General features: G+C 67.5%; 24 protein-coding genes. 9 read left to right on the top strand and 15 right to left on the bottom strand.

Going from position 1 to position 21857, the window contains the following annotated elements:
- From murI to rpsU, 3 genes are all read right to left on the bottom strand, one after another.
- A partial coding sequence (gene murI, locus CON77_RS01205) for a glutamate racemase (protein WP_101047012.1) occupies positions 1-765 on the bottom strand: 765 nt, incomplete at its 3' end.
- 10 nt (positions 766-775) lie between these two features.
- The gene (locus CON77_RS01200; RefSeq protein WP_101047010.1) at positions 776-1237 is read right to left on the bottom strand and encodes a GatB/YqeY domain-containing protein; all 462 of its coding nucleotides are present in this window, start codon (positions 1235-1237) and stop codon (positions 776-778) included.
- A 100-nt stretch (positions 1238-1337) separates the two neighbouring features.
- The gene (gene rpsU, locus CON77_RS01195; protein ID WP_101047008.1) at positions 1338-1550 is read right to left on the bottom strand and encodes a 30S ribosomal protein S21; all 213 of its coding nucleotides are present in this window, start codon (positions 1548-1550) and stop codon (positions 1338-1340) included.
- Between the two features lie 210 nt (positions 1551-1760).
- Here rpsU and pap point away from each other — a divergent pair, with 210 nt between their 5' ends.
- The gene (gene pap, locus CON77_RS01190; protein ID WP_101047018.1) at positions 1761-3266 is read left to right on the top strand and encodes a polyphosphate:AMP phosphotransferase; all 1506 of its coding nucleotides are present in this window, start codon (positions 1761-1763) and stop codon (positions 3264-3266) included.
- A 43-nt stretch (positions 3267-3309) separates the two neighbouring features.
- Here the strand turns inward: pap and CON77_RS01185 are convergent, their stop codons facing one another.
- From CON77_RS01185 to CON77_RS01170, 4 genes are read right to left on the bottom strand one after another with little or no spacing between them, the layout of a single operon-like run.
- Entirely contained in the window at positions 3310-4554 is a 1245-nt protein-coding gene (locus tag CON77_RS01185; RefSeq protein WP_101047006.1) for a BaiN/RdsA family NAD(P)/FAD-dependent oxidoreductase, read from the bottom strand.
- 20 nt (positions 4555-4574) lie between these two features.
- A complete protein-coding gene (locus CON77_RS01180; protein WP_101047004.1) occupies positions 4575-4895 on the bottom strand; it encodes a YkgJ family cysteine cluster protein in 321 nt (106 codons plus the stop codon).
- 13 nt (positions 4896-4908) lie between these two features.
- Positions 4909-5877: an ornithine carbamoyltransferase gene (gene argF, locus CON77_RS01175; protein WP_101047002.1), complete on the bottom strand. Its 969-nt coding sequence runs from the start codon at positions 5875-5877 to the stop codon at positions 4909-4911.
- A gap of 13 nt (positions 5878-5890) precedes the next feature.
- Entirely contained in the window at positions 5891-7093 is a 1203-nt protein-coding gene (locus CON77_RS01170; protein ID WP_101047000.1) for an aspartate aminotransferase family protein, read from the bottom strand.
- A gap of 246 nt (positions 7094-7339) precedes the next feature.
- Between CON77_RS01170 and CON77_RS01165 the strand changes: the two genes are divergently transcribed.
- Positions 7340-7657, top strand: a complete 318-nt coding sequence (locus tag CON77_RS01165) for a DUF3579 domain-containing protein (protein ID WP_101047016.1) — start codon at positions 7340-7342, stop codon at positions 7655-7657.
- Between the two features lie 143 nt (positions 7658-7800).
- Here the strand turns inward: CON77_RS01165 and rpsT are convergent, their stop codons facing one another.
- Positions 7801-8100 carry a 30S ribosomal protein S20 gene (gene rpsT / locus CON77_RS01160; RefSeq protein WP_101047014.1) on the bottom strand — a complete coding sequence of 100 codons (300 nt, stop codon included), beginning with the start codon at positions 8098-8100 and terminating at the stop codon, positions 7801-7803.
- Positions 8101-8381: 281 nt separating this feature from the next.
- Here rpsT and CON77_RS01155 point away from each other — a divergent pair, with 281 nt between their 5' ends.
- Together CON77_RS01155 and CON77_RS01150 are read left to right on the top strand one after the other, a co-directional pair.
- The gene (locus tag CON77_RS01155) at positions 8382-9428 is read left to right on the top strand and encodes a fatty acid desaturase (RefSeq protein WP_101046998.1); all 1047 of its coding nucleotides are present in this window, start codon (positions 8382-8384) and stop codon (positions 9426-9428) included.
- Positions 9429-9524: 96 nt separating this feature from the next.
- A complete protein-coding gene (locus CON77_RS01150) occupies positions 9525-10973 on the top strand; it encodes a DEAD/DEAH box helicase (protein WP_101046996.1) in 1449 nt (482 codons plus the stop codon).
- Positions 10974-10982: 9 nt separating this feature from the next.
- Here CON77_RS01150 and CON77_RS01145 read toward each other — a convergent pair whose 3' ends face one another.
- Complete coding sequence (locus CON77_RS01145; RefSeq protein WP_101046994.1) at positions 10983-11831, bottom strand: symmetrical bis(5'-nucleosyl)-tetraphosphatase; 849 nt, start codon at positions 11829-11831, stop codon at positions 10983-10985.
- 9 nt (positions 11832-11840) lie between these two features.
- Between CON77_RS01145 and CON77_RS01140 the strand changes: the two genes are divergently transcribed.
- Entirely contained in the window at positions 11841-13211 is a 1371-nt protein-coding gene (locus tag CON77_RS01140; protein ID WP_101046992.1) for a hemolysin family protein, read from the top strand.
- On the opposite strand, the gene CON77_RS01135 is transcribed toward CON77_RS01140, so the two are convergent.
- On the bottom strand, positions 13102-14076 hold the full coding sequence (locus CON77_RS01135) for a LysR family transcriptional regulator (protein WP_101046990.1): 975 nt from the start codon (positions 14074-14076) through the stop codon (positions 13102-13104). The genes CON77_RS01140 and CON77_RS01135 overlap by 110 nt on opposite strands.
- Positions 14077-14231: 155 nt before the next feature.
- Between CON77_RS01135 and CON77_RS01130 the strand changes: the two genes are divergently transcribed.
- The 4 genes from CON77_RS01130 to CON77_RS01115 are packed head-to-tail and all read left to right on the top strand — an operon-like array spanning position 14232 to position 19221.
- Positions 14232-15653: a form I ribulose bisphosphate carboxylase large subunit gene (locus CON77_RS01130; protein ID WP_101046988.1), complete on the top strand. Its 1422-nt coding sequence runs from the start codon at positions 14232-14234 to the stop codon at positions 15651-15653.
- A gap of 30 nt (positions 15654-15683) precedes the next feature.
- Complete coding sequence (locus tag CON77_RS01125) at positions 15684-16037, top strand: ribulose bisphosphate carboxylase small subunit (RefSeq protein ID WP_101046986.1); 354 nt, start codon at positions 15684-15686, stop codon at positions 16035-16037.
- A 15-nt stretch (positions 16038-16052) separates the two neighbouring features.
- Positions 16053-16856, top strand: coding sequence for a CbbQ/NirQ/NorQ/GpvN family protein (locus tag CON77_RS01120; protein WP_101046984.1), 804 nt, complete (start codon positions 16053-16055; stop codon positions 16854-16856).
- Positions 16857-16863: 7 nt separating this feature from the next.
- A complete protein-coding gene (locus tag CON77_RS01115) occupies positions 16864-19221 on the top strand; it encodes a nitric oxide reductase activation protein NorD (protein WP_101046982.1) in 2358 nt (785 codons plus the stop codon).
- A gap of 6 nt (positions 19222-19227) precedes the next feature.
- On the opposite strand, the gene CON77_RS01110 is transcribed toward CON77_RS01115, so the two are convergent.
- From CON77_RS01110 to CON77_RS01090, 5 genes are all read right to left on the bottom strand, one after another.
- Positions 19228-19851 carry a LysE family translocator gene (locus tag CON77_RS01110; protein ID WP_101046980.1) on the bottom strand — a complete coding sequence of 208 codons (624 nt, stop codon included), beginning with the start codon at positions 19849-19851 and terminating at the stop codon, positions 19228-19230.
- 46 nt (positions 19852-19897) lie between these two features.
- Positions 19898-20170 carry an HvfC/BufC family peptide modification chaperone gene (locus tag CON77_RS01105; RefSeq protein WP_101046978.1) on the bottom strand — a complete coding sequence of 91 codons (273 nt, stop codon included), beginning with the start codon at positions 20168-20170 and terminating at the stop codon, positions 19898-19900.
- A complete protein-coding gene (locus CON77_RS01100) occupies positions 20143-20925 on the bottom strand; it encodes an MbnB/TglH/ChrH family RiPP precursor modification enzyme (protein ID WP_101046976.1) in 783 nt (260 codons plus the stop codon). The genes CON77_RS01105 and CON77_RS01100 overlap by 28 nt, the downstream gene beginning before the upstream one ends.
- A 39-nt stretch (positions 20926-20964) precedes the next feature.
- Complete coding sequence (locus CON77_RS01095; protein WP_101046974.1) at positions 20965-21165, bottom strand: hypothetical protein; 201 nt, start codon at positions 21163-21165, stop codon at positions 20965-20967.
- A 122-nt stretch (positions 21166-21287) separates the two neighbouring features.
- A partial coding sequence (locus tag CON77_RS01090) for an anti-sigma factor (protein WP_101046972.1) occupies positions 21288-21857 on the bottom strand: 570 nt, incomplete at its 5' end.

Raw genomic sequence — 21857 nt, 5'->3', positions numbered from 1 at the left:
CTGCCCCCACAGCAGGCCCATGACCTGGCGCGCGCGGTCCAGGTCGCCGCTGCTCCAAAAATGGGTCTCGCCGTGCGTGGCCGGGCAGCGCAGGCCGAGCGCGTCCAGCCGCCGCGCCAGCTCGCGCGCCACGGCCGCTGCCGGGTCCAGCACCGCCACCCCAGGGCCCGCCACCCGTTCGATGGCGCCGCGCAGGAAGGGGTAGTGGGTGCAGCCCAGCACCAGCGTGTCGGCCCCCTGTTGCAACAGCGGGGCCACGTGGGCCTGCACCGCCGCTTCGGTTTCGGGGCTGCCCATGTCGCCGCGTTCCACCCGCTCCACCCAGCCGGGGCAGGCCTGCGGCAGCACGCGCACGCCCTGCGCGTGTTCGCTGATCAGTCGGGCCAGGCCCGGGCTGCGCACCGTGTTCTGGGTGGCCAGCACGCCCACCACGCCGCTGCGCGTGCGCGCCGCCGCGGGTTTGACGGCCGGTTCGATGGCGACGATGGGCGTGTCGGGAAAGCGTTCGCGCAGGGGGCGGATGGACAGGCCGGTGACCGTGTTGCAGGCCACCACCACGGCCTTGCAGCCCTGGGCCAGCAAGGCCTGCACCAGGGCTTCGGCCCGGGCCTGCACGTAGGCCGGGGTTTTGTCGCCATAGGGCGCGTGGCCCGAATCGGCCACGTAGTGCAGGGTTTCGCCCGGCAGCAGCGTGCGGATTTCGCGCAGCACCGACAGGCCGCCGACGCCCGAGTCGAACACGCCGATGGGGGCGCAGGCGTCCACGCTGCGGGCCTCAGCCGGCCAGGGCGGCTTTGACGGCGGCCGACACCTGGCCCATGTCGGCCTTGCCCGCCAACTGGGCCTTGGCCGCGCCCATCACCTTGCCCATGTCGGCGGCGGCGGGCGCGCGGCCCAGTTCGGCCGCGAGTCCGGCGACGATGGCCTGCACCGCGGCCAGCACTTCCTCGGCGCTCAGGCGGGCCGGCAGGTAGGCTTGCAGCACCACGGCCTCGGCCTTTTCCACATCGGCCAGGTCGGTGCGACCGGCCTGCTCGAAGGCGGCGATCGAGTCCTTGCGCTGCTTGAGCAGCTTGTCCACCACGGCCACCACACCGACGTCGTCCAGTTCGATGCGTTCGTCCACCTCTTTTTGCTTGATGGCGGCCAGCAGCAGGCGAATGGTGCCGAGGCGGGTGGTTTCCTTGGCGCGCATGGCGGCCTTCATGTCGTCGGTGATCTGGGTTTTCAGGGACATGGTCGGGGCTCCGGGTGGGGGCGAAAGCAGCAAAGAAAAAGCCCGCCTGAGCGTCCTCGAGCGGGCTTGGGTACGAGTGGGCAGCCAGGGCCGCCGGGACTCAGTACAGGCGCTTGGGCAGCTGCATGGAGCGCACACGCTTGTAGTGGCGCTTGACGGCAGCGGCTTTCTTGCGCTTGCGCTCGGCGGTCGGCTTTTCGTAGAACTCGCGGGCGCGCAGGTCGTTGAGCAGGCCCAGTTTTTCGATGGTGCGCTTGAAGCGGCGCAGAGCGACGTCGAACGGTTCGTTGTCTTTAACGCGGATGGTGGTCATTAGCTAATGGTTTCCAGTTTGCGCCGCGTCGGTGTCCAGGGAAGATCGGGCCCCAAAACCGCGCCGCGGCAAGTTTTCCCCGTCTTCAAGGTGATCACGGCCGACGGGGGTTTGCCAGCAAAGTCAAGCATTATAGACCGGTCTTGGGGTGTTGCCCAGGGGTTTTTGCCGCTACAGTGGCAGCACCGCCGGGACGCAGGAGATGTGCGCATGTTTGAATCCGCCGAAATTGGCCACCAGATCGACAAAAAAACCTTCAAGCGCGAGGCCCCGGTGCTGCGCGCGGCCTTGCTCGAAGCCCAGTACCGCCTGCTGCACGAGGCCCGGACGGCGGTGGTGATTCTGGTCAACGGGGTGGACGGTGCCGGCCGCGGCGAGACCGTGAACGTGCTCAACGAATGGATGGACCCGCGCCATATCCGCACCGAAGCGTTTGGTCCGATGACCGAAGCCGAGCGCAAGCACCCGGAGATGTGGCGTTTCTGGAACGTGTTGCCGCCCAAGGGGCACATCGGCATTTTGTTCGGTTCCTGGTACACCGACCCCATTGTGGCCCTCACGCGCGAGCACGATGCGCACGACCGTTTCGTGCACCGGCTGGAACGCATCCGCCAGTTCGAGCGCATGCTGGCGGCCGAAGGCGTGGTGCTGGTGAAGTTCTGGTTCCACCTGTCCAAAAAGGCGGCCAAGGCGCGCATGAAGGAGCTGGAGGCTGACCCGAAAACGGCCTGGCGCGTGACGCCTCAGGAAAAAGAGGACCTGAAGCAGTACGACGATTTCATCCGCGCCAGCGACGAGGCCTTGCGCAAGACCAGCCTGGGCGAAGCGCCGTGGCTGGTCGTCGAGGGCGGCGACGCCAACTACCGCTACCTGACCGCCGGGCGCCACCTGCTGCGGGTGCTGGAGCAGCACTTCGAGCAGCCGGTGGACCGGCGCAAGCCGCACCGGCCGCCCCTGAGCGCGCCGCTGGACGTGCCGATCGACCGCCGCAGCCTGCTGGCGGCGCAGGACTACACCCGGCGCCTGTCGCGCAAGCACTACGAGGACGAACTGGAAACCCTGCAGGGTCGCCTGAACCTGCTCAGCCGTAACCCGCGCATGCAGGACCGCGCCCTGGTGGTGGTGTTTGAGGGCATGGACGCTGCCGGCAAGGGCAGCACCATCCGGCGCATCACCCAGGCGCTGGACGCGCGTTTTTACCGCGTGGTGCCGGTGGCCGCGCCGAACGAGAACGAGCGTGCCCAGCCTTACCTGTGGCGCTTTTGGCGCTACATCCCGCGCCACGGCCGGGCGGTGGTGTTCGACCGCTCCTGGTACGGTCGCGTGCTGGTGGAGCGGGTGGAGGGCTTTTGCAGCGAGGCCGACTGGGGCCGTGCCTACGGCGAGATCAACGAGTACGAAGAAGAACTGACCGAGGCCGGTGTGGTCATCGTCAAGTTCTGGCTGGCCATCACGCCCGGGGAGCAGCTGCGCCGCTTCCAGGAGCGCCAGGACACGCCGCACAAGCACTACAAGATCACCGACGAGGACTGGCGCAACCGCGACAAGTGGCCGCAGTACGAACCGGCGGTGGGCGACATGATCGACCGCACCTCGACCCAGGTGGCGCCGTGGCACGTGGTGGCGTCGGACGACAAGTTGTGGGCGCGCATCGAGGTGCTGCGCACCCTGTGCGAGCGGTTGGAGGCGGCGCTGGGCCACCCGGCCGGTGCTTGACCGGGGCCCGGCGCGGGCGCGGGCCGGCGGCGGGTTGCGTGGTTCAGGCCGGGGCTTGGGCCAGCGCCTGGGCGCAGGCAAAGCCGCTGGCCCAGGCCCACTGGAAGTTGTAGCCGCCGAGCCAGCCGGTCACGTCCACCACCTCTCCAATGAAGTGCAGCCCGGGCTGCGTCGATGCCATCGTCTGTGACGACAGTTGTTTGGTGTCCACCCCGCCAGCCGTCACTTCCGCCTTGGCGTAGCCTTCGGTGCCGGTGGGGGTGAGCGTCCAGCGGTGCAGGCTGTCGGCCAACTGCGCCAGCGCCTTGTCCGGTGTTTCGTTGACCGGGCGTTGCCAGTCGGCACGGGGGGCGGTCCAGGTGTCGGCCAGGCGGCTGGGCAGCAGGTGCGCCAGTTCGTTGGGCAGCAATTTGCGCGAGCGGGCCTTGGCGTCTTGCAGCAGCGGCTCCAGCGCGGCGTCGGGGTGCAGGTCGATGCGCAGCGCGGTGCCCGGTTGCCAGTAGCTGGAAATCTGCAGCACGCCGGGGCCGCTGAGGCCGCGGTGGGTGAAGAGCAGGTCTTCGTCGAAGGCCTGGCGCTGTTTTTTCTCGCCGGTTTCGATGCGCACCGGCAGCGCCAGGCCAGACAGGTCGGCGAACGGTGCCCAGGCCTGCGGGTCGAAGGTCAGCGGCACCAAGGCTGGGCGCGGCTCCACCACCTTCAGGCCGAACTGGCGCGCCAGGCGGAAGCCGAAATCGGTGGCGCCGATCTTGGGGATGGACAGGCCACCGGTGGCCACCACGAGCGAGTGGCCGCTCACCGTGCCCCGGTCGGTCTGCAGGGTGTAGCGTGCGGCCGGCTCGGCGTCGGAAAACGCCACGCCGTGCACGCCGCAGGGCTGCCAGCGGGTCACACCACCGGCGTCGCATTCCCGCAGCAGCACGTCGATCAGGTCTTGCGCCGAACGGTCGCAGAACAGCTGGCCCTTGTGTTTCTCGTGGAAGGGCACGCCGTGGCGCTGCAGCAGTTCGGTGAAATCGGTCGGGGTGTAGCGCGACAGGGCCGAGCGGCAGAAATGCGGGTTGTTGCCCAGGTAGTGTTTGTGCGGTTGGCGCGGGTCCAGGTCGCGGTTGGTGAAATTGGCACGGCCGCCACCCGAGATGCGGATTTTCTCGGCCACCTTGGGCGAGTGGTCGATCAGCAGCACCCGCAGGCCGCGTTGGCCGGCCACACCGGCGCAGAACAGGCCGGCGGCACCGGCGCCGACGACGATCGCGTCGAAGAGGGGGGAGGACTGGGAGGCGGGCATGTCGGTGGGTGGCGTCCGAGTCAGCCCACCTGCAGGCCTGCCACCGGCGGCAAACCGTGCCGCGCCCGGGCGCGGTCGCAGGCGTCGCTGCCCTCGTCGAATTCCCGGCAGGGCGAGGGGCGCCATTCGTAAATGCCGCAACCCACGCGTGTGCCGAGCTGGCCGGTGAGGGCCGCGCAGCGGATGGGCACGTGGTCGGTACCGCGCATGCGGCAGGTGTTGCCGTTGACTTCCACCGTCAGACCGGAAGGCACCTGGCCGCCTTCGGTGTCGAGTTCGTAAATCGAAAAATCCACACGGAAGTTGGCGCAGCAGGCGCCGCAGCTCTGGCAGGCACTCATGGCGTTGGCCGGTTTACAGCCGGCCCAGCAGCAGGTACTCCATCAGGGCCTTCTGCACGTGCATGCGGTTTTCGGCCTCGTCCCAGACCACGCTCTGCGGGCCGTCGATCACGTCGGCGGTGACTTCCTCGCCGCGGTGGGCGGGCAGGCAGTGCATGAACAGGGCGTCGGGCTGGGCCTCGGCCATCATGGCGGGCGTCACGCACCAGGCGGCGAAAGCCTTCATGCGGGCCTCGTTCTCGGCCTCGTAGCCCATGCTGGTCCACACGTCGGTGGTCACCAGGTCGGCGCCGCGGCAGGCGGCCATCGGGTCGCTGAACACCTGCCAGCAGTCCGGGCAGCTCACGCCGGCCACGGCCGGGTTCACCTCGTAGCCGCTGGGGGTGCTCACGTGCACCTTGAAGCCCAGGATCTCGGCCGCCTGCAGCCAGGTGTTGGCCATGTTGTTGCCGTCGCCCACCCAGGCCACGGTGATCCCCTTGAGCGCATTCACGTCCAGCGTGCCGTTAGGGCGCTGCCCACGGTGTTCCAACCAGGTGAACAGGTCGGCCAGGATCTGACAGGGGTGGAATTCGTTGGTCAGGCCGTTGATGACGGGCACGCGCGAATGCGCGGCGAAGCGTTCGATCTTCTCCTGCCCAAAGGTGCGGATCATGACGATGTCGGTCATGCGGCTGATGACGCGCGCGCTGTCTTCGATCGGCTCGGAGCGGCCCAACTGGCTGTCGCCCGTGGTCAGGTGCACCACGTTGCCGCCGAGCTGGTACATGCCGGCCTCGAAGCTGACGCGGGTGCGGGTGCTGGCCTTCTCGAAGATCATGGCCAGGGTGCGGTCGGTCAGCGTGTGGTGCTTCTGGTAGGTCTTGAACTTGGTTTTGATCAGCCAGGCGCGTTGCAGCAGGTAGGCGTAATCGTCGGCCGTCAGGTCTTTGAACTGCAGGTAGTGCTGAACCGGCACCGGCGGGGTGATGGAGGCGTGCATGGCGGGCAGGGGCTCAGGCCTGTTCGGCCAGGAAGGCCTTGATCAGCGGGACCAGGGTGGCGGCGATTTCGTCGGCTTCGGCCGTGGTGAGGATCAGCGGCGGCACCATGCGCACCACGCTGTCGGCGGTCACGCTCAGCAGCAGGCCGGCGTCGGCACAGCGCTGCACCAGCACACCGCAGGGGCGGTCGAGTTCCACGCCGATCATCAGACCCTTGCCGCGCACCTCTTTCACGCCGGGCACGTGCATCAGCTGCGTCACCAGCGCGGTCTGCAGGTGCAGGCCCACTTGGGCGGCGTTGGCCAACAGGCCGTCTTCTTCCATGATGCGGATGGTTTCCAGCCCCGCGCGCACCGCCAGCGGGTTGCCGCCGAAGGTGGTGCCGTGGTTGCCCGGCGCGAAGATGTGCGCGGCCTTGGGGCCGGCCACCACCGCGCCGATCGGCACGCCCGAGCCCAGGCCCTTGGCCAGCGGCATCACGTCGGGGGTGATGCCGGCCCATTGGTGTGCGAACCACTTGCCGGTGCGGCCCATGCCGCACTGCACCTCGTCGATCATCAGCAGCCAGTCGTTGGCGTCGCACAGCGCGCGCACCTGCTGCATGTAGTCGGGCGTCATGGGGTTGACGCCGCCTTCGCCCTGGATGGCTTCAAAGAACACCGCCACCACATTGGGGTTGCCGGCCGTGGCCTTGCGGATGGCTTCGATGTCGTTGACCGGTACGCGGATGAAGCCTTCGACCAGCGGGCCGAAGCCGGCCTGCACCTTGGGGTTGCCGGTGGCGCTGAGCGTGGCGATGGAGCGGCCGTGGAAGGCCTTTTCGTAGACCACGATCTCGGGCTTGGCGATGCCCTTGTCGTGCCCGAACTTGCGTGCCAGCTTCAGCGCGGCCTCGTTCGCCTCCAGCCCGGTCGAGCAGAAGAACACGTTGCTCATGCCCGAGCGTTCCACCAGCATGCGGGCCAGTTCTTCGGTGGCCGGGTTGTAGTAGTAGTTGCTGATGTGGATCATCTTGGCGATCTGATCCTGCAGCGCCGGCACCAGCTTGGGGTGGGCATGGCCCAGGGTGTTGACCGCAATGCCGCCCAGGGCGTCCAGGTAGGACTTGCCGTTCACGTCCCAGACGCGGCTGCCTCGGCCATGCGACAGCGCGATCGGCACGCGGCCGTAGGTGGTCATGACGTGGGGTTCAACCGGAGTGGCGGTGTGGGGCATGGGAGGTTCCCGAAAAAACGAATCCTGAGACAGGGCCAAAAAACGGCGGCCCAACGCGAGTCGGGCCGTTGAGCGCACATTTTAGGCCCAGTGCTGGGCCGGGTTGGTGACGGCCGCTGTGCTGCGGTATGCTAGGGTAAATACCAGCCTCAAGTCTTATATAAGATACAATAGTTGTTGAGCCGTCGCGGGCCGGAGCGATCCTCCAGGCCTGTGCATTTCACCCCCACCCAGGGCCTCCACCAGATGGTCTCTCCCAACGCCAAAGAAGTCTTCATCCAGGGCATCACCCACGCGGGCAAGACCTTTCGACCCAGCGACTGGGCCGAGCGCCTGGCCGGTGTGATGGCCCAGTTCCACCCGGCGGGCAAAACGCCGGGGGCGCACCTGAGCTATTCGCCCTGGTGCATCCCGCAGGTGCTCAATGGCATCAAGTGCGTGGTGGTCAACCGCGCCCTGCGCGACTACGACGTGATGGCCTGGGACTTCGTCATGAACTTCGCCCGCGACAACGACCTGCAGGTGGCCGAGGCCTGCCTGATCCCAGATCCGTCGACGCGCTGAAGCCCTGCTTTCCAGATGCCCAAGAAAAAACCCACCGATTGCTCGGTGGGTTTTTTCTTGGCCGTGAGGCCGGTTTTGCTGGCAGCGCACCCGGTACAAACGGCGGGCCTGGGCGATGCCCGGGCCCGGGCTTGGGTGGCAGCTTAGGCTGCGACGGCCAGGGCCTTGACCTTGGCGGACAGGCGGCTCTTGTCGCGAGCGGCCTTGTTCTTGTGGAAGATGCCCTTGTCGGCGATGGTGTCGACCACAGCCTGCATTTTGGCAAACAGTTCGGTGGCTTTGGACTTGTCGCCAGCGACGACGGCCTTTTCCACGTTCTTGACGGCGGTGCGGTACTTGGAACGCAGCGAGCTGTTGGCGGCGTTCAGTTTGACGTCCTGGCGGGCGCGTTTGCGGCCAGACGCCAGGCGGGGATTCTTTTTCTTCGGCTTGGTTGCCATGATTTGTATTCCTTGTGGTTTGTGGATGATGCCAGCAAAGCCGAAGATTATAGCCCGCAGCCGCGGGTCTGGCAAAGAGGGAGTTTCTCCCCTGGTCTTGACCTGGGTCAATGCCGGGGTATGCCGACGCCGTTACCATCCAGCCCAGTTTGATTGGCCGGCCGCCCGTCGTGGGCCGGTGGTTTTTGGGTATTGCCATGTCCCCCTCCGACATTTCTTCGACCGAACGCGCCGCCGTTCAGCCCGCCGTTTTCGATTCCACCCCCATTCCCCCGGACGCTCCGATGCCGCACCGCAAGGTGATCCGCGGCTGGCTGGTGCCCATCGTGCAGCGCCAGACCTGGCGTGCCTTTGCCTTGCTGGCCATCGATTACGCGCTCTGGGGCGCGCTGGTGACCGGGGCGGTGCTTGCCGAGGCGCTGTGGCTCAAGGTGCTGTGCGGATTGGCCGCCGGTTTTGTCATCGGCCGCTTGTTCATCATCGGCCACGACGCCTGCCACCAAAGCCTGACCGAGCACCGCCAGCTCAACAAATGGCTGGGTCGCATCGCCTTCCTGCCCTCGCTCACGCCCTACAGCTTGTGGGACGTGGGGCACAACGTGGTCCACCACGGCTACACCAACCTCAAGGGCGTGGATTTTGTGTGGGAGCCGCTGACGGCGACCGAATTCCAGGCGCTCAGCCCCTTGCAGCGCTTCATGCAGCGCCTGTACCGCAGCGGCTGGGGCCCGGGCTTCTATTACATGATCGAGATCTGGTGGAAACGGGAGTTCTTCCCCAGCGCCAGCCACATGCCCACGCGCCGTGCCATTTTCACCCTCGACAGCCTGCTGGCCGCGGCCTTTGGCCTGCTGTGGCTGGGGGTGGTGCTGGCCGCGGCCCAGTTCACCGGCCAGAGCGCCTGGACCCTGGTGCTGACGGCGGTGCTGCTGCCCTTCTTCATCTGGAACTGCATGATCGGTTTCGTGGTGTACGTGCACCACACCCACGTGCGTTCGCAGTGGCACGACAACAAGGCCGCCTGGGCCAAGGCCGCGCCTTTCGTGTCCACCACCGTGCACCTGATCTTCCCGCTGCGCATCGGCGCGCTGGTGCACCACATCATGGAGCACACCGCCCACCACGTGGACATGAGCGTGCCGCTGTACAAGCTCAAGCAGGCGCAGAAGCTGCTGGAAGACAAGTTGCCCGGCCGCATCATCATTCAGAACTTCAGCTGGCGCTGGTACTTCGACACCGCGCGCAAGTGCAAGCTGTACGACTTTTCCCGCCGTTGCTGGACCGATTTCCAGGGCCGGCCGACCAGCGATCCGGCCCCGCTGCACGCTTGAGCGGCCCCGAAATTCGGTGTGCATGCAACGCCTGGCGGCCGACCGCCAGGCGTTTTTCTGTGCTTTTCACGCCAAGGTGCGACAATATCCGGCTACATGACACAAGCTTTCTCTGAACTGTCCCTGGCCGAGCCGTTGCAGCGCGCCATCACCGAAATGGGTTTTGCGGCGATGACGCCGATCCAGGCCCAGGCCATTCCCGTGGTGTTGCAGGGCCGCGACGTGATGGGCGCGGCCCAGACCGGCACCGGCAAGACCGCCGCCTTCTCGCTGCCGCTGCTGCAGCGCATGCTCAAGCACGAAAACGCCTCCACCTCGCCGGCGCGGCACCCGGTGCGTGCTTTGGTGCTGTTGCCCACGCGCGAACTGGCCGACCAGGTGGCGCAGCAGATTGCGCTCTACGCCAAGCACACCCAGCTACGCAGCACGGTGGTGTTCGGCGGCATGGACATGAAGCCGCAGACCCTGGAGCTGAAAAAGGGGGTGGAGGTGCTGGTGGCCACGCCCGGTCGCCTGCTGGACCACATCGAGGCCAAAAACTGCGTGCTCAACCAGGTCGAGTACGTGGTGCTGGACGAGGCCGACCGCATGCTCGACATCGGTTTCCTGCCCGACCTGCAGCGCATCCTGAGCTACCTGCCCAAGCAGCGCACCACGCTGCTGTTCTCGGCCACTTTCTCGCCCGAGATCAAGCGCTTGGCGTCCAGCTACCTCCAAGACCCGGTCACCATCGAGGTGGCCCGCTCCAACGCCACGGCGTCCACCATCGAGCAGCGCTTTTACCGGGTGGAAGAGGACGACAAGCGCCAGGCGCTCAAGCAGATCCTGCGCGAAAAGGGCATCAAGCAGGCTTTCGTGTTCCTCAACAGCAAGCTGGGCTGTGCCCGCATGGCGCGCGCGCTGGAGCGCGACGGCCTCAACGCCGCCGCCTTGCACGGCGACAAGAGCCAGGACGAACGCCTCAAGGCGTTGGAAGCGTTCAAGAAGGGTGAGGTCGAGTTGCTGATCTGCACCGACGTGGCCGCCCGGGGCCTGGACATCAAGGACGTGCCGGCGGTGTTCAACCTGGACATCCCGTTCAACGCCGAAGACTACGTGCACCGCATCGGCCGCACCGGCCGCGCGGGCGCCTCGGGGCTGGCGGTGTCTTTCGTCAGCGGCAAGGACGCGCGCAACCTGGCCGACATCGAAAAGCTCATCGGCAAAAAGGCCGAGGTCGAGTCGATCGAACTGGAAGCCGACCGGCGCCGCTTCGGCGGCCCCACCGGTCGCCTGAACGACGGCCAGCGCCACTGGCACGATGAGCGTTCGCGTGACGAGGTGCGGCGTGAGCGTCCGGCGCGGCCGGTCCGGTCCGCGGCGCCGGTGGACCCGTTCTTTGACAAGCCCTACGAACCCACCGCCCCGACCGGCATCCAACCGGCCTGGGAGGCGAACGCCAAGCCCGCGGCCGTGCGCGGTTTGTCGCCGTTCATCAAACCCCGCAAGAAAACCGCGGCCCTGTTCAAGGCCGCCCCTCCGCCGGAGCCGGAATCGGTCGGTTGAGCGTGGGTTTCAGCCGCCGGGCCGTTGCGCCTGGGGGCAGGGCACTTGCACGATGTCCAGCGCCCCCGAGGCGTGCCGGCTGCCGGGTTTGCGCAGCCGGGCCGCGCTCAGGCAGCCGCCCCAGACGCAGCCGGTGTCCAGGGCCAGCAGCCGGTCGCGCTGGAGCAAACCGAGGGTGGACCAGTGGCCAAAAGCCACGGGGGTGTCGGCGGTGCGCCGGCCAGGCACCTCGAACCAGGGCATGAAGCCGGGCGGTGCGGCGCCGGCGCTGTCCTTGGTGGCGAACTCCATCACCCCGTCGGCGTTGCAAAAGCGCAGGCGGGTGAGGGCGTTGACCACCACGCGCCAGCGGTCCGGGCCGTGCAGGCCGTCGTCCCAGCGGTCGGGCTGGTTGCCGTACATGCTGCGCAGCCAGTCGGGGCCTTCGGCGCTGCGCAGCAAGCGTGAGACTTCGTCGGCCAGGGTCAGGGTCTGTTCGGTGCTCCACTGCGGCAGCACGCCGGCGTGCACCAGCAGCCAGCCGCGCACCTGCAGGGCCAGCGGGCGTTGGCGCACCCAGTCCAGCAGCGCACCGCGGTCGGGCGCGGCCAGGATGCCGTCGAGCGTGTCGGAGCGGTGTGCCGGGCGCACGCTCTGGGCCACGGCCAGCAGGTGCAGGTCGTGGTTGCCCAGCAGGCAGTGGGCGGAGGTGCCCAGGGCCATGAGCCGGCGCAGGACGGCCAGGGAGTCAGGCCCCCGGTTGACCAAGTCGCCCAACACCACCAGGGTGTCGCGGCTGGGCGAGAAGCCGATCGTGTCCAACAGGCGCTGCAAGGGGCCGTCGCAGCCCTGGATGTCGCCAATCAAGTAAAGTGCCATCCACGTATTATGGATATCCTGCTCATCGTCTTTCTCACCCTGCTCAACGGCGCTTTCGCCATGTCGGAGCTGGCCCTGGCCGGCAGCCGCAAGGCGCGGCTCAACGCCATGGCCGAAAGCGGCGACAAGGGCGCCGCGGCGGCCTTGAAGCTGCTGGACAACCCGACCCAGTTCCTGTCTTCGGTGCAGGTGGGCATCACCTCCATCGGCATGCTCAACGGCATCGTCGGCGAGGCCGCCTTCAGCGACGGTGTGGCCGCCTGGCTGGGGACCTGGGGCGTGTCGGACACCACGGCCAGCGTCAGCGCCACCGCGCTGGTGGTCACGGTCATCACCTTCGTCACCATCGTGTTCGGCGAACTGGTGCCCAAGCGCATCGGCCAGATGTACCCCGAGACGGTGGCGCGCTGGGTGTCGCGCCCGATGGCCGGGGTGGCCCAGGGTGCCAAGCCCTTCGTGATGCTGCTGTCGGTGACGACGCAGGGGGTGCTCAAGCTCATGCGCATCGACAACAACGCGGTGCAGCACGTGACCGAGGAAGAGATCAACGCCAGCCTGGAGGAGGGCGTGGGCGCCGGCATCATCGAGGCGCACGAGCACCGCATGGTGCGCAACGTGTTTTTGCTGGACGACCGGCCGCTGACCAGCATCATGCTGCCGCGTTCGGATGTGCAATGGCTGGACGTGTCCGACACGCTGGACGCCGCCCTGAGCAAGGCCTGGGCCAGCGGCCATTCGTGGTACCCGGTGTGCCGCGGCGGTCTGGACGAGGTGGTGGGCGTGATCCACGTGCCGCGCCTGATGCAGTTGCAGGACGAGGGTCAGGCCGAGTCTTGGCCGCGCCAGGCCCAGCCCGCGGTGTTCGTGCCCGAAACCCTGAGTGGCATGGAGATGCTGGAGCAGTTCCGCGCCCACGCGACCCGGCTGGTGTTCGTGGTGGACGAGTACGGCGAGGTGCAGGGCATGCTGACCCCACTCGATCTGCTCGAAGCCATCACCGGCGAGTTGTCGCCGGAAACGCCGCAGGACGCCTGGGCCACGCCGCAGGCCGACGGCTCCTGGCGGGTGGACGGCGCCATGCCCGCGCACGAACTGAAGGCGCGCCTGGACATCGACGCCCTGCCGGACGAGGACAAGGACCGCTACAACACCGTCGCCGGCCTGATGCAGACGGTGGCCGGCACCTTGCTGGCCCAGGGCGACACGGTGGAGGTGGCGGGTTGGGCCTTCGAAGTGCTGGCCCTGGAGGGGCGGCGGATCGACCAGGTCCTCATCCGCCGCCTGCCGTCGGCGGACGGCGGCGGCCTGGACGCCGCGCTGTGGTCACCGGGCGGGACGGTGCTGCCGGCGCCGCACGGTGATCGTACAACCAGGCCTTGAAGGCCTGCGCCGCCGCTGACAGGCGCTTGCCGCGGGGGTAGACCACGTACCAGTGGCGCACCAGCGGGAAGCCCTGCACGTCGAGCTGCACCAACTCGCCCAGGGCAAGTTCGGCCACCACGGTGGAGGCCGAGACCACCGCCAGCCCCAGGCCACCGGCCACCGTCTGCTTGATGGCTTCGTGGCTGCTGACCTCGAGCCGGGTGCTGGGGTGGACGGCGTGGCTGGCAAAAAACCGTTCCGAGGTCAGCCGGGTGCCGGAGCCGGGTTCGCGCACCACGAAAGGCTCCCCGGCCAGCCGTTGCGGCGGGATGGCGGTCTGCCCCACCAGCGGGTGCCCGGGCGGGGCCACCAGCACCAGCGGGTTGTCGGCAAAGGGCTCGCAGACCACGTCCATGTGCTCCGGCGGCTGGCCCATGATGTAGAGGTCGTCCTGGTTGCCGGCCAGGCGCTGCAGCAGGTTTTCGCGGTTGCCGACCTGCATCGCCACCTCGATGCCGGGGTGGGCCACGCAGAAGCTGCCCAGCAGCTTGGGCACGGTGTACTTGACCGTGGTCAGGATGGCCACCCGCAGGCTGCCTTTTTCCACGCCGCGCAGGGCGGCCAGGTCTTGTGACAGGCGTTCAAGGCGCTGCTCCACGTCCTGGCAGGCCTCGGCCAGCGCCTGGCCGGCGGCGGTGAGGTAGATCTTTTTACCCAGCTGCTCGAACAGCGGCTGCCCCACCGTGCCGGCCAGTTGCTTGACCTGCAGCGACAGCGTGGGCGGTGACAGGTGCAGCGCTTCGGCGGCGCGGGCAAAACTGCCGTGGCGGGCCACGGCCCCGAAGATGCGCAGTTGGTGCAAGGTTGCGTGGCGCAGGTGCATGGCCAGTATTTGTTTTATTAAAGTAAAAGAAAACAGTAAAAACATTTTACTTTTACTTATTCAAGCGCGCTCCCACAATCGGTTCCAGTTCGGTGCATACCCCACGGGGCACGGCGCCAACCGACCGATTCACGAACCCCCAACGAGGAGCAGCCATGGCCACCAAGACCTACCACGCCGGTGTGAAGGAATACCGCAGCACGTATTGGGAACCCCACTACACCACCAAGGACACCGACATCCTCGCGTGTTTCAAAATCACACCGCAACCGGGCGTGGACCGCGAGGAGGTGGCCGCCGCCGTGGCCGCCGAGTCGTCCACCGGCACCTGGACCACGGTCTGGACCGACCTGCTGACCGACCTGGACTACTACAAGGGCCGCGCCTACCGCATCGAGGACGTGCCGGGCGACGACACCTGTTTCTACGCCTTCGTGGCCTACCCGATCGACCTGTTCGAAGAGGGCTCGGTGGTCAACGTGCTGACCTCGCTGGTGGGTAACGTGTTCGGCTTCAAGGCCCTGCGCGCCCTGCGCCTGGAGGATGTGCGATTCCCGATCGCCTACGTCAAGACCTGCGGCGGCCCGCCCCACGGCATCCAGGTCGAGCGCGACATCATGAACAAATACGGCCGGCCGCTGCTGGGCTGCACCATCAAGCCCAAGCTGGGCCTGTCGGGCAAGAACTACGGTCGCGCGGTGTACGAATGCCTGCGCGGCGGCCTGGACTTCACCAAAGACGACGAAAACGTCAACAGCCAGCCCTTCATGCGCTGGCGCCAGCGCTTCGACTTCGTGATGGAGGCCATCCACAAGGCCGAGCGCGAAACCGGTGAACGCAAAGGCCACTACCTGAACGTGACCGCGCCCACGCCCGAAGAGATGTACAAGCGCGCCGAATACGCGAAGGAACTGGGCGCGCCGATCATCATGCACGACTACCTGACCGGCGGTCTGTGCGCCAACACCGGTCTGGCCAACTGGTGCCGCGACAACGGCATGCTGCTGCACATCCACCGCGCCATGCACGCGGTGCTCGACCGCAACCCGCACCACGGCATCCACTTCCGCGTGCTGACCAAGGTGCTGCGCCTCTCGGGCGGCGACCACCTGCACTCCGGCACCGTGGTGGGCAAGCTCGAAGGCGACCGCGCCTCCACCCTGGGCTGGATCGACATCATGCGCGACCGCTTCATCGCCGAGGACCGCAGCCGCGGCATCTTCTTCGACCAGGATTTCGGCTCCATGCCCGGCGTGATGCCGGTGGCCTCGGGCGGCATCCACGTCTGGCACATGCCGGCGCTGGTCAACATCTTCGGCGACGACTCGGTGTTGCAGTTCGGCGGTGGCACGCTAGGCCACCCCTGGGGCAACGCCGCCGGTGCCGCGGCCAACCGCGTGGCGCTGGAGGCCTGCGTGAAGGCCCGCAACGAAGGCGTGGCGGTGGAAAAAGACGGCAAGGCCGTGCTGACCGAGGCCGCCCAGCATTCGCCCGAACTCCGGATCGCCATGGAGACCTGGAAAGAGATCAAGTTCGAGTTCGACACCGTGGACAAGCTCGACCTGGTGCACCAGTGAGCCTCCCCCCCATTTCACCAAGGAAACACCATGACCATGCAGGACTACCACAGCCGCCTCTCCGACCCGGCCAGCCGCAAGTTCGAGACCTTTTCCTACCTGCCGGCGATGAGTGCCGGCGAGATCCGCAAGCAGGTGGCGTACATCGTGGGCCGGGGCTGGAACCCGGCCATCGAGCACACCGAGCCGCAGTACCTGATGGACTCGTATTGGTACATGTGGAAGCTGCCGATGTTCGGCGAAACCGACACCGACCGCATCCTGGCCGAGGCCGAGGCTTGCCACAAGGCCAACCCCGACAACCACGTGCGCCTGATCGGCTACGACAACTTCAGCCAGTCGCAGGGCGCGTCGATGGTCATTTACCGCGGCAAGACGGTCTGAACGGCAGGGGCCCCCATGAGTGCCACACTGGACACCTACCGCATCGCCGCGCGGCCCTACTACCGCCCCGTCGCCGACGAGGTCGAGCTGTTCGAGGCGGCGTATTCGGTGCGCATGCCCATGATGCTCAAGGGCCCCACTGGCTGCGGCAAGACCCGCTTCGTCGAGCACATGGCCTGGAAGCTCGGCAAGCCGCTGATCACCGTGGCCTGCAACGAGGACATGACGGCCTCCGACCTGGTCGGCCGCTTCCTGCTCGACGCCAACGGCACCCGCTGGCAGGACGGCCCGCTGGCCATGGCCGCCCGGCACGGCGCCATCTGCTACCTCGACGAGGTGGTCGAGGCGCGCCAGGACACCACAGTCGTCATCCACCCACTGACCGACAACCGCCGCGTGCTGCCGCTGGAAAAGAAGGGTGAACTGATCCAGGCCCACCCGGATTTCCAGATCGTCATCTCCTACAACCCGGGCTACCAGAGCCTGATGAAGGACCTCAAGCCGTCCACCAAGCAGCGCTTCGGTGCGCTCGATTTCAACTACCCCGAACCCGGCATCGAGGCCGAGATCGTGGCGCACGAAACCGGCGTCAAAACCAACGTGGCCGACAAGCTGGTCGGCATCGCCGGGCGCGCGCGCAACCTCAAGGGCCATGGCCTGGACGAAGGCATCTCCACCCGCATGCTGATCTACGCGGGCAGCCTCATCGCCCAGGGCGTGGCTGCGCAGGCCGCCTGTCGCGTGGCCCTGGTGCGCCCGATCACCGACGACCCGGACATGCGCGACGCGCTCGACGCCGCTGTTTCGACGTTCTTCTGACCTTGCCATGAGCGTCCACCTGCACGACCACGCTGAGTGGATCGACCAGCTCGATCCGACCTCGCGCGAGCTGTTGACACGCAGCTGGCCGGACGCCACCAAGGTGTTTTCGGCCCGCGGGCTGGACAACTATGTGAAAGGCGGGGCCGCGCTGCGCGGCCTGGGCCGGGGCGATGAACTGGTCAACGCGTGGATAGCCTCTGCGCCGCAGGTGGCCCAGGAGATCGGCGAAGACGTGGTGGGCGAACTCGCCACCGCCGCGCTCCTGCTCGCGTCCAAGACCTCGGGCGCGGTGATCGAGAGGGTGCTGGCCACCGCGCCCACGGCCGCGCGCCGCCTGGCCGATGGCGCACTTTTTTTGCAGTACCTGCAGTTCCTCAACACGCTGGTGGCGCAGGCGCCGCGTGGCCTGCGGCCCATGTTGGGCCAGCTCGATGCCCTGTTTGGCCAGCTCACGCTGGGCGGCCTCAGGCGCTGGGCCACCTGGGGCGCACAGGCGCACCGCACGAACTACGAAGAACAGATCGCCTACTTCGGCCTGCAGTCCAAAGAGTCGCTGGCCATGCTGCAGCAGGAGCGCAAGGGCACGCTGCTGGTGGACGTGCAGCGGCGCATCAACATGTACCTGCGCGCGCTCTGGGGCCGGGATTTTTACATGCGATCCACGGCGGGAGACTTTGAATCCCGCGAGGGCCTTCGGCCCTTCATTGAGGACCACTTCATCCACCTGCCGGACGCCTACGACGCGGTGGACGGCAACGCCGGCACCGTGGACGCCACGCAGCTCTACCGCGCCGCCGCGGCACACGCCGCGGCCCACATGGTGTTCACCCGCCAGCCGATTTCCGCCGAGTCTCTGAACCCCTGGCAGATGGCGCTGATCGGCCTGGTGGAGGACGCGCGGGTCGAAGCGCTGACGCTGGCGCGCTTTCCCGGCCTGCGCCCTTTGTGGGCGCAGCTGCACACCGTCAGCGCCGCGCAGGACAGGACCGCGGGCGACTGGCTCAACCGCCTGGCGCGCGCGCTGCTCGACCCCGGCTACGACGACCCCCACCCCTGGATCGCCCAGGGCCGTTCCCTGCTGGCCGAGGCCCTGCCACGCCTGCAGGCCGACCCGCACGATCACACGGTGTCCTGGGAAATCGGTGTGCAGCTCGCACACCGCTACCGCGAACTCACGCAGGGCCCGGTATTCCAGCCCCGCACCGACGGGCAGACCGCCCCCTACCGCGACGACAACCGCTACTTCTGGGCCTTTGACGGTTTCGACTGCGAGCGCGGCCTGGCCGCCGGCGACGCGCCGCCCCGGCAGGTGCGCAAGCAGGTGGACCTCATGGCATTCGTCAACGAACTGGAGGTGGAAGGCGCCGGCGACGACGCGCAGGAAATCTGGGTGCTGGGCACCGAGCTGTTTCCCTACGAAGACCTGGGCGTGTCCTTCAATGAGAGCGAAGGCCGCGAGCCGGTGCTGCCGCCGGTGCACTACGGCGAGTGGGACCACCTGATCCAGCTCGAACGACCGGCCTGGGCCACGGTGCAGGAGCGCCGCCCCAAGGCCGGCGACGCGGCGGTGATCGACGGCATCCTGGCCAAGCACCGTCGCCTGATCGGCCGCATGAAGTTCATCCTGGACGCGATGCAGCCGCAGGGCGTGCAGCGCATCCGCAAACTGGAGGATGGCGACGACATCGATCTGAACGCCGTGGTCTCGTCGGTGATCGAGATGCGCATGGGCCGCCAGCCCGACCCACGCATCATGATGCGCAGCGTGCGCAAGACGCGCGACATTTCCGTGCTGGTCTTGCTGGATCTGTCCCACTCGACCAACGAAAAGGTGACTGGCCAGGACCACACGGTGCTCGACCTCACCCGCTCGGCCTGCGCGCTGCTGGCCGATGCCATCCAAAAAGTGGGCGACCCGTTTGCCTTGCACGGTTTCTGCTCCGACGGCCGGCATGATGTGCACTACTGGCGCTTCAAGGACTTCGACCAGCCCTACGACGACCTGGCCAAGGCGCGCCTGGCTGGCATGGAGGGGCAACTCTCCACCCGCATGGGTGCGGCTATTCGCCACGCCACCGCGGCGCTGAAGGCACAGCGCAGCCGCAAGAAGCTGCTGCTGGTCATCACCGACGGCGAACCGGCCGACGTGGACGTGTGCGACCCGCACCACCTGCGGCAGGACACGAAAAAGGCGGTGGAAGACGCCGGCCGCCACGGCGTGACGACCTTTTGCCTGAGCCTGGACCCGCGCGCCGACCCCTACGTAGGCCACATTTTCGGCGCGTGCCATTACCTGGTGCTGGACCGGGTGGAGCGCCTGCCGGAAAAACTGCCCTTGCTGTACGCCGGGTTGACGCGTTAGCGGCGTTCAGCGCTGGGTGATGAGCTTGAGCCCCAGCCCGACGAACACCAGGCCGGCCACCCGGTCCAGCCACAGGCTGGCGCAGGGGCGGCGGTTGAGCCAGTCACCGATGGCGCCGGCAAAATAGCCCAGCAGCCCGAACAGCAGCGCCGCCTGCAAGGTAAACAGCCCGCCCAGTTGCGCCAGTTGCCAGCCCACTTGTCCCTGTGCCTGCACCACGAACTGCGGCAGGAAGGACAGGAAGAACAGCACCACCTTGGGGTTGATGGCGTTGGCCAGCATGCCTTTGAGGAACAGGGTGTGCGGCGCTTGGCGCGGCAGGGTGGCGGCCACCGGGCCACCCCCGCTGCTGCGCAGCGCCTGCACGCCCAGCCACACCAGGTAAGCGCCCCCGGCCCACCGCAAGGCGGTGAAGGCCCAGGGGGAGGCCGCGATCACCGCGCTCACCCCCACCACTGCCAGCAGCGTGTGGCTCAGGCAGCCCACGGCACACCCCAGGCCGAAGGCAATGCCCTGCCAGCGCCCCTTCGACATGCCCATGCCCAGCACCATCAGGTTGTCCGGTCCGGGTGAGGCAGTGACCAGCAACGCGGCCACGAGAAAGGGAAGGGCTTGGTCGAGGGTGAGCATGTACCATCATAAAGCGCGCACATGCCCGGCCAGCCCGGCCCGGGACTCAGGCGCTGACGCGGGCCAGGTAGGCCTCGAATTCCCCGACCAGGTCGGCGTAGTAGTTCGAGGTCCAGGCCGACTGGCGCACGAAATCCTCGATCAGGAAGCGCCATTGCCCGTCGTCCAGCGCCTGGCGCAAGGCGGGGTGGTGCGACGCGATCATCTGCGAGGCGCCCAAGTAGACCAGGTAGCGGTAGGCGCGCAGACCGGCTTCGGTGTAACCGGCGGGCACGGCGTCGCTGCGGCCCCTCACGTAGTCGTAAAAGCCTGCAGACACGCGAGTTCCTCGTTGAGGGTGGCCTGGCTGGGGAAGTCGTTGTCCCATTCCAGCAGGATGGCTTTGCCGTGGCTGCGCGCGACGCGGGCGGCGGCTTCGGCGGTGGGGCGTTCCACCCGGTCGCTGTGGGTGTCGATGTAGAGACCGAAACGGGCGTCGAATTCGTGCCCGGCCACGTGTATGTAGCTGACGCGGTCGAGGTCGATTTGGGCCAGGAAATTGTCCAGATCGGTCAGGCCGTGGTTCTTGTGGTTGACGGTGACGTTGTTGAGGTCGAGCAGGATGCCGCAGTCGGCCCGCTCCACCACACGCATGAGGAAGTCGGCCTCGGCCAGGGGGCCGATGTTGGTGTAGTAGGTGGTGTTTTCCACCGCGATGCGCCGGCCCAGCAGGTCCTGCACCTGGCGGATGCGGTCGCTCACGCGCAGCACCTCCTCCTGGGTGAAGGGGATGGGAAACAGGTCGTAGAGCTGGTGGGCGTCGCCGCTGGCAGCCAAGTGGTCGGAGTAGTGCTCGGCGCCCAGGTCGTCCATCAGGGCGCGCACGTCGCGCAGAAAACCTGTGGGCACTGGGGCTTGGCCCCCGAGGTTGAGCGACACCCCGTGCAGGCAGAGGCCGTGGCCGGCCTCGCGCAGCCGGTACAGCGGCGCGCGGTCGCGGCGCACCCAGTTTTCGGGCGCGACCTCGTAGAAGTCGGCGCGCACGTCGGCGGGGTTCCAGTCCAGCATCTCGCTGCGAAAACCCACGCCGATCATGCGTTCACCTCGGGGCTGTTGGTCACGCGCCCGCCGGGCTCACTTCTTGGAGCAGCTGGCTTCTTTTTTGCTGCAAGAAGCTTCCTTTTTGGAGCAGGAGGCTTCTTTCTTGGAGCAGCTGGCCGGCTGCTCTTTTTTGCCGCAGGAGGCGGCGCCGCACTTCTGTTCGGCCGGGGCCTGGGCGTGGGCGGCGGTGGCGATCACGGTGGCGGCGATGGTGGCGAGGGCTTTGAGGTTCATGGTCGTTCCTGGTGGAGGGTGGAATGCCCGGGGGCATGGGCGGCCGGTATCGACTACCTAAAAAGCTATACGCACCGGCCGCTGATTTGGATACACCCCACCTGAAAAAAAGTGGATGCCGTTCACAGGTTGAGCGAGCGGATCAGGCTGCCGCTGAACAGCACCGGCCCGGTGGGACCGCCTTCGCCGGGCACGCCACCCTTGGGTTCCAGGCTGATGGCCAGGGCCGGCACCGCCTGCACCGCTTCGGCCGCCGTGGCCAGTTGCAGCAGCGGCGCTTCGCCCAGCACGCCGAGCGAACGCGGCTTGCCGTCGGGTGGCAGGGCCCAGAGCTGCAGCGACTTGTCGGACGCTTCCTGGTAGCCGCCCACGCGCTGCAGCGTCAGGCGCTGGTGCTGGGCGTCGAAGGTGACGAGGATTTCCGGCCCCCGGGCCTGGCCCTGCGCGTCGGAGAGCACGGCCACGTACTCGATGCGCTTCTGGCTGGCGACCTGGGTTTGCAGCTCGGTCTGCAGCTGGGCGATGCGGGCATCGCCTTGCTGCTGCACGCCCACCGCCACCCAGCCGCCCAGCACCGCCGCCAGCGTGGCCGCGCCGGTGGCGCCACGCCAGAAGCCCAGCCGGCCCCACCAGCCCGTGGTGGCGGCGGGGGGGGCGGCGCGCTGGCGCGCCAGCGCGGCCCGTTCGCGGTC

The organism is Macromonas nakdongensis, from assembly GCF_002837145.1.
Taxonomy (GTDB): Bacteria; Pseudomonadota; Gammaproteobacteria; order Burkholderiales; family Burkholderiaceae_C; genus Macromonas_B; species Macromonas_B nakdongensis.
Note: the sequence above shows the minus strand (reverse complement) of the source record. Positions and strands in the feature narration are given on the sequence as shown.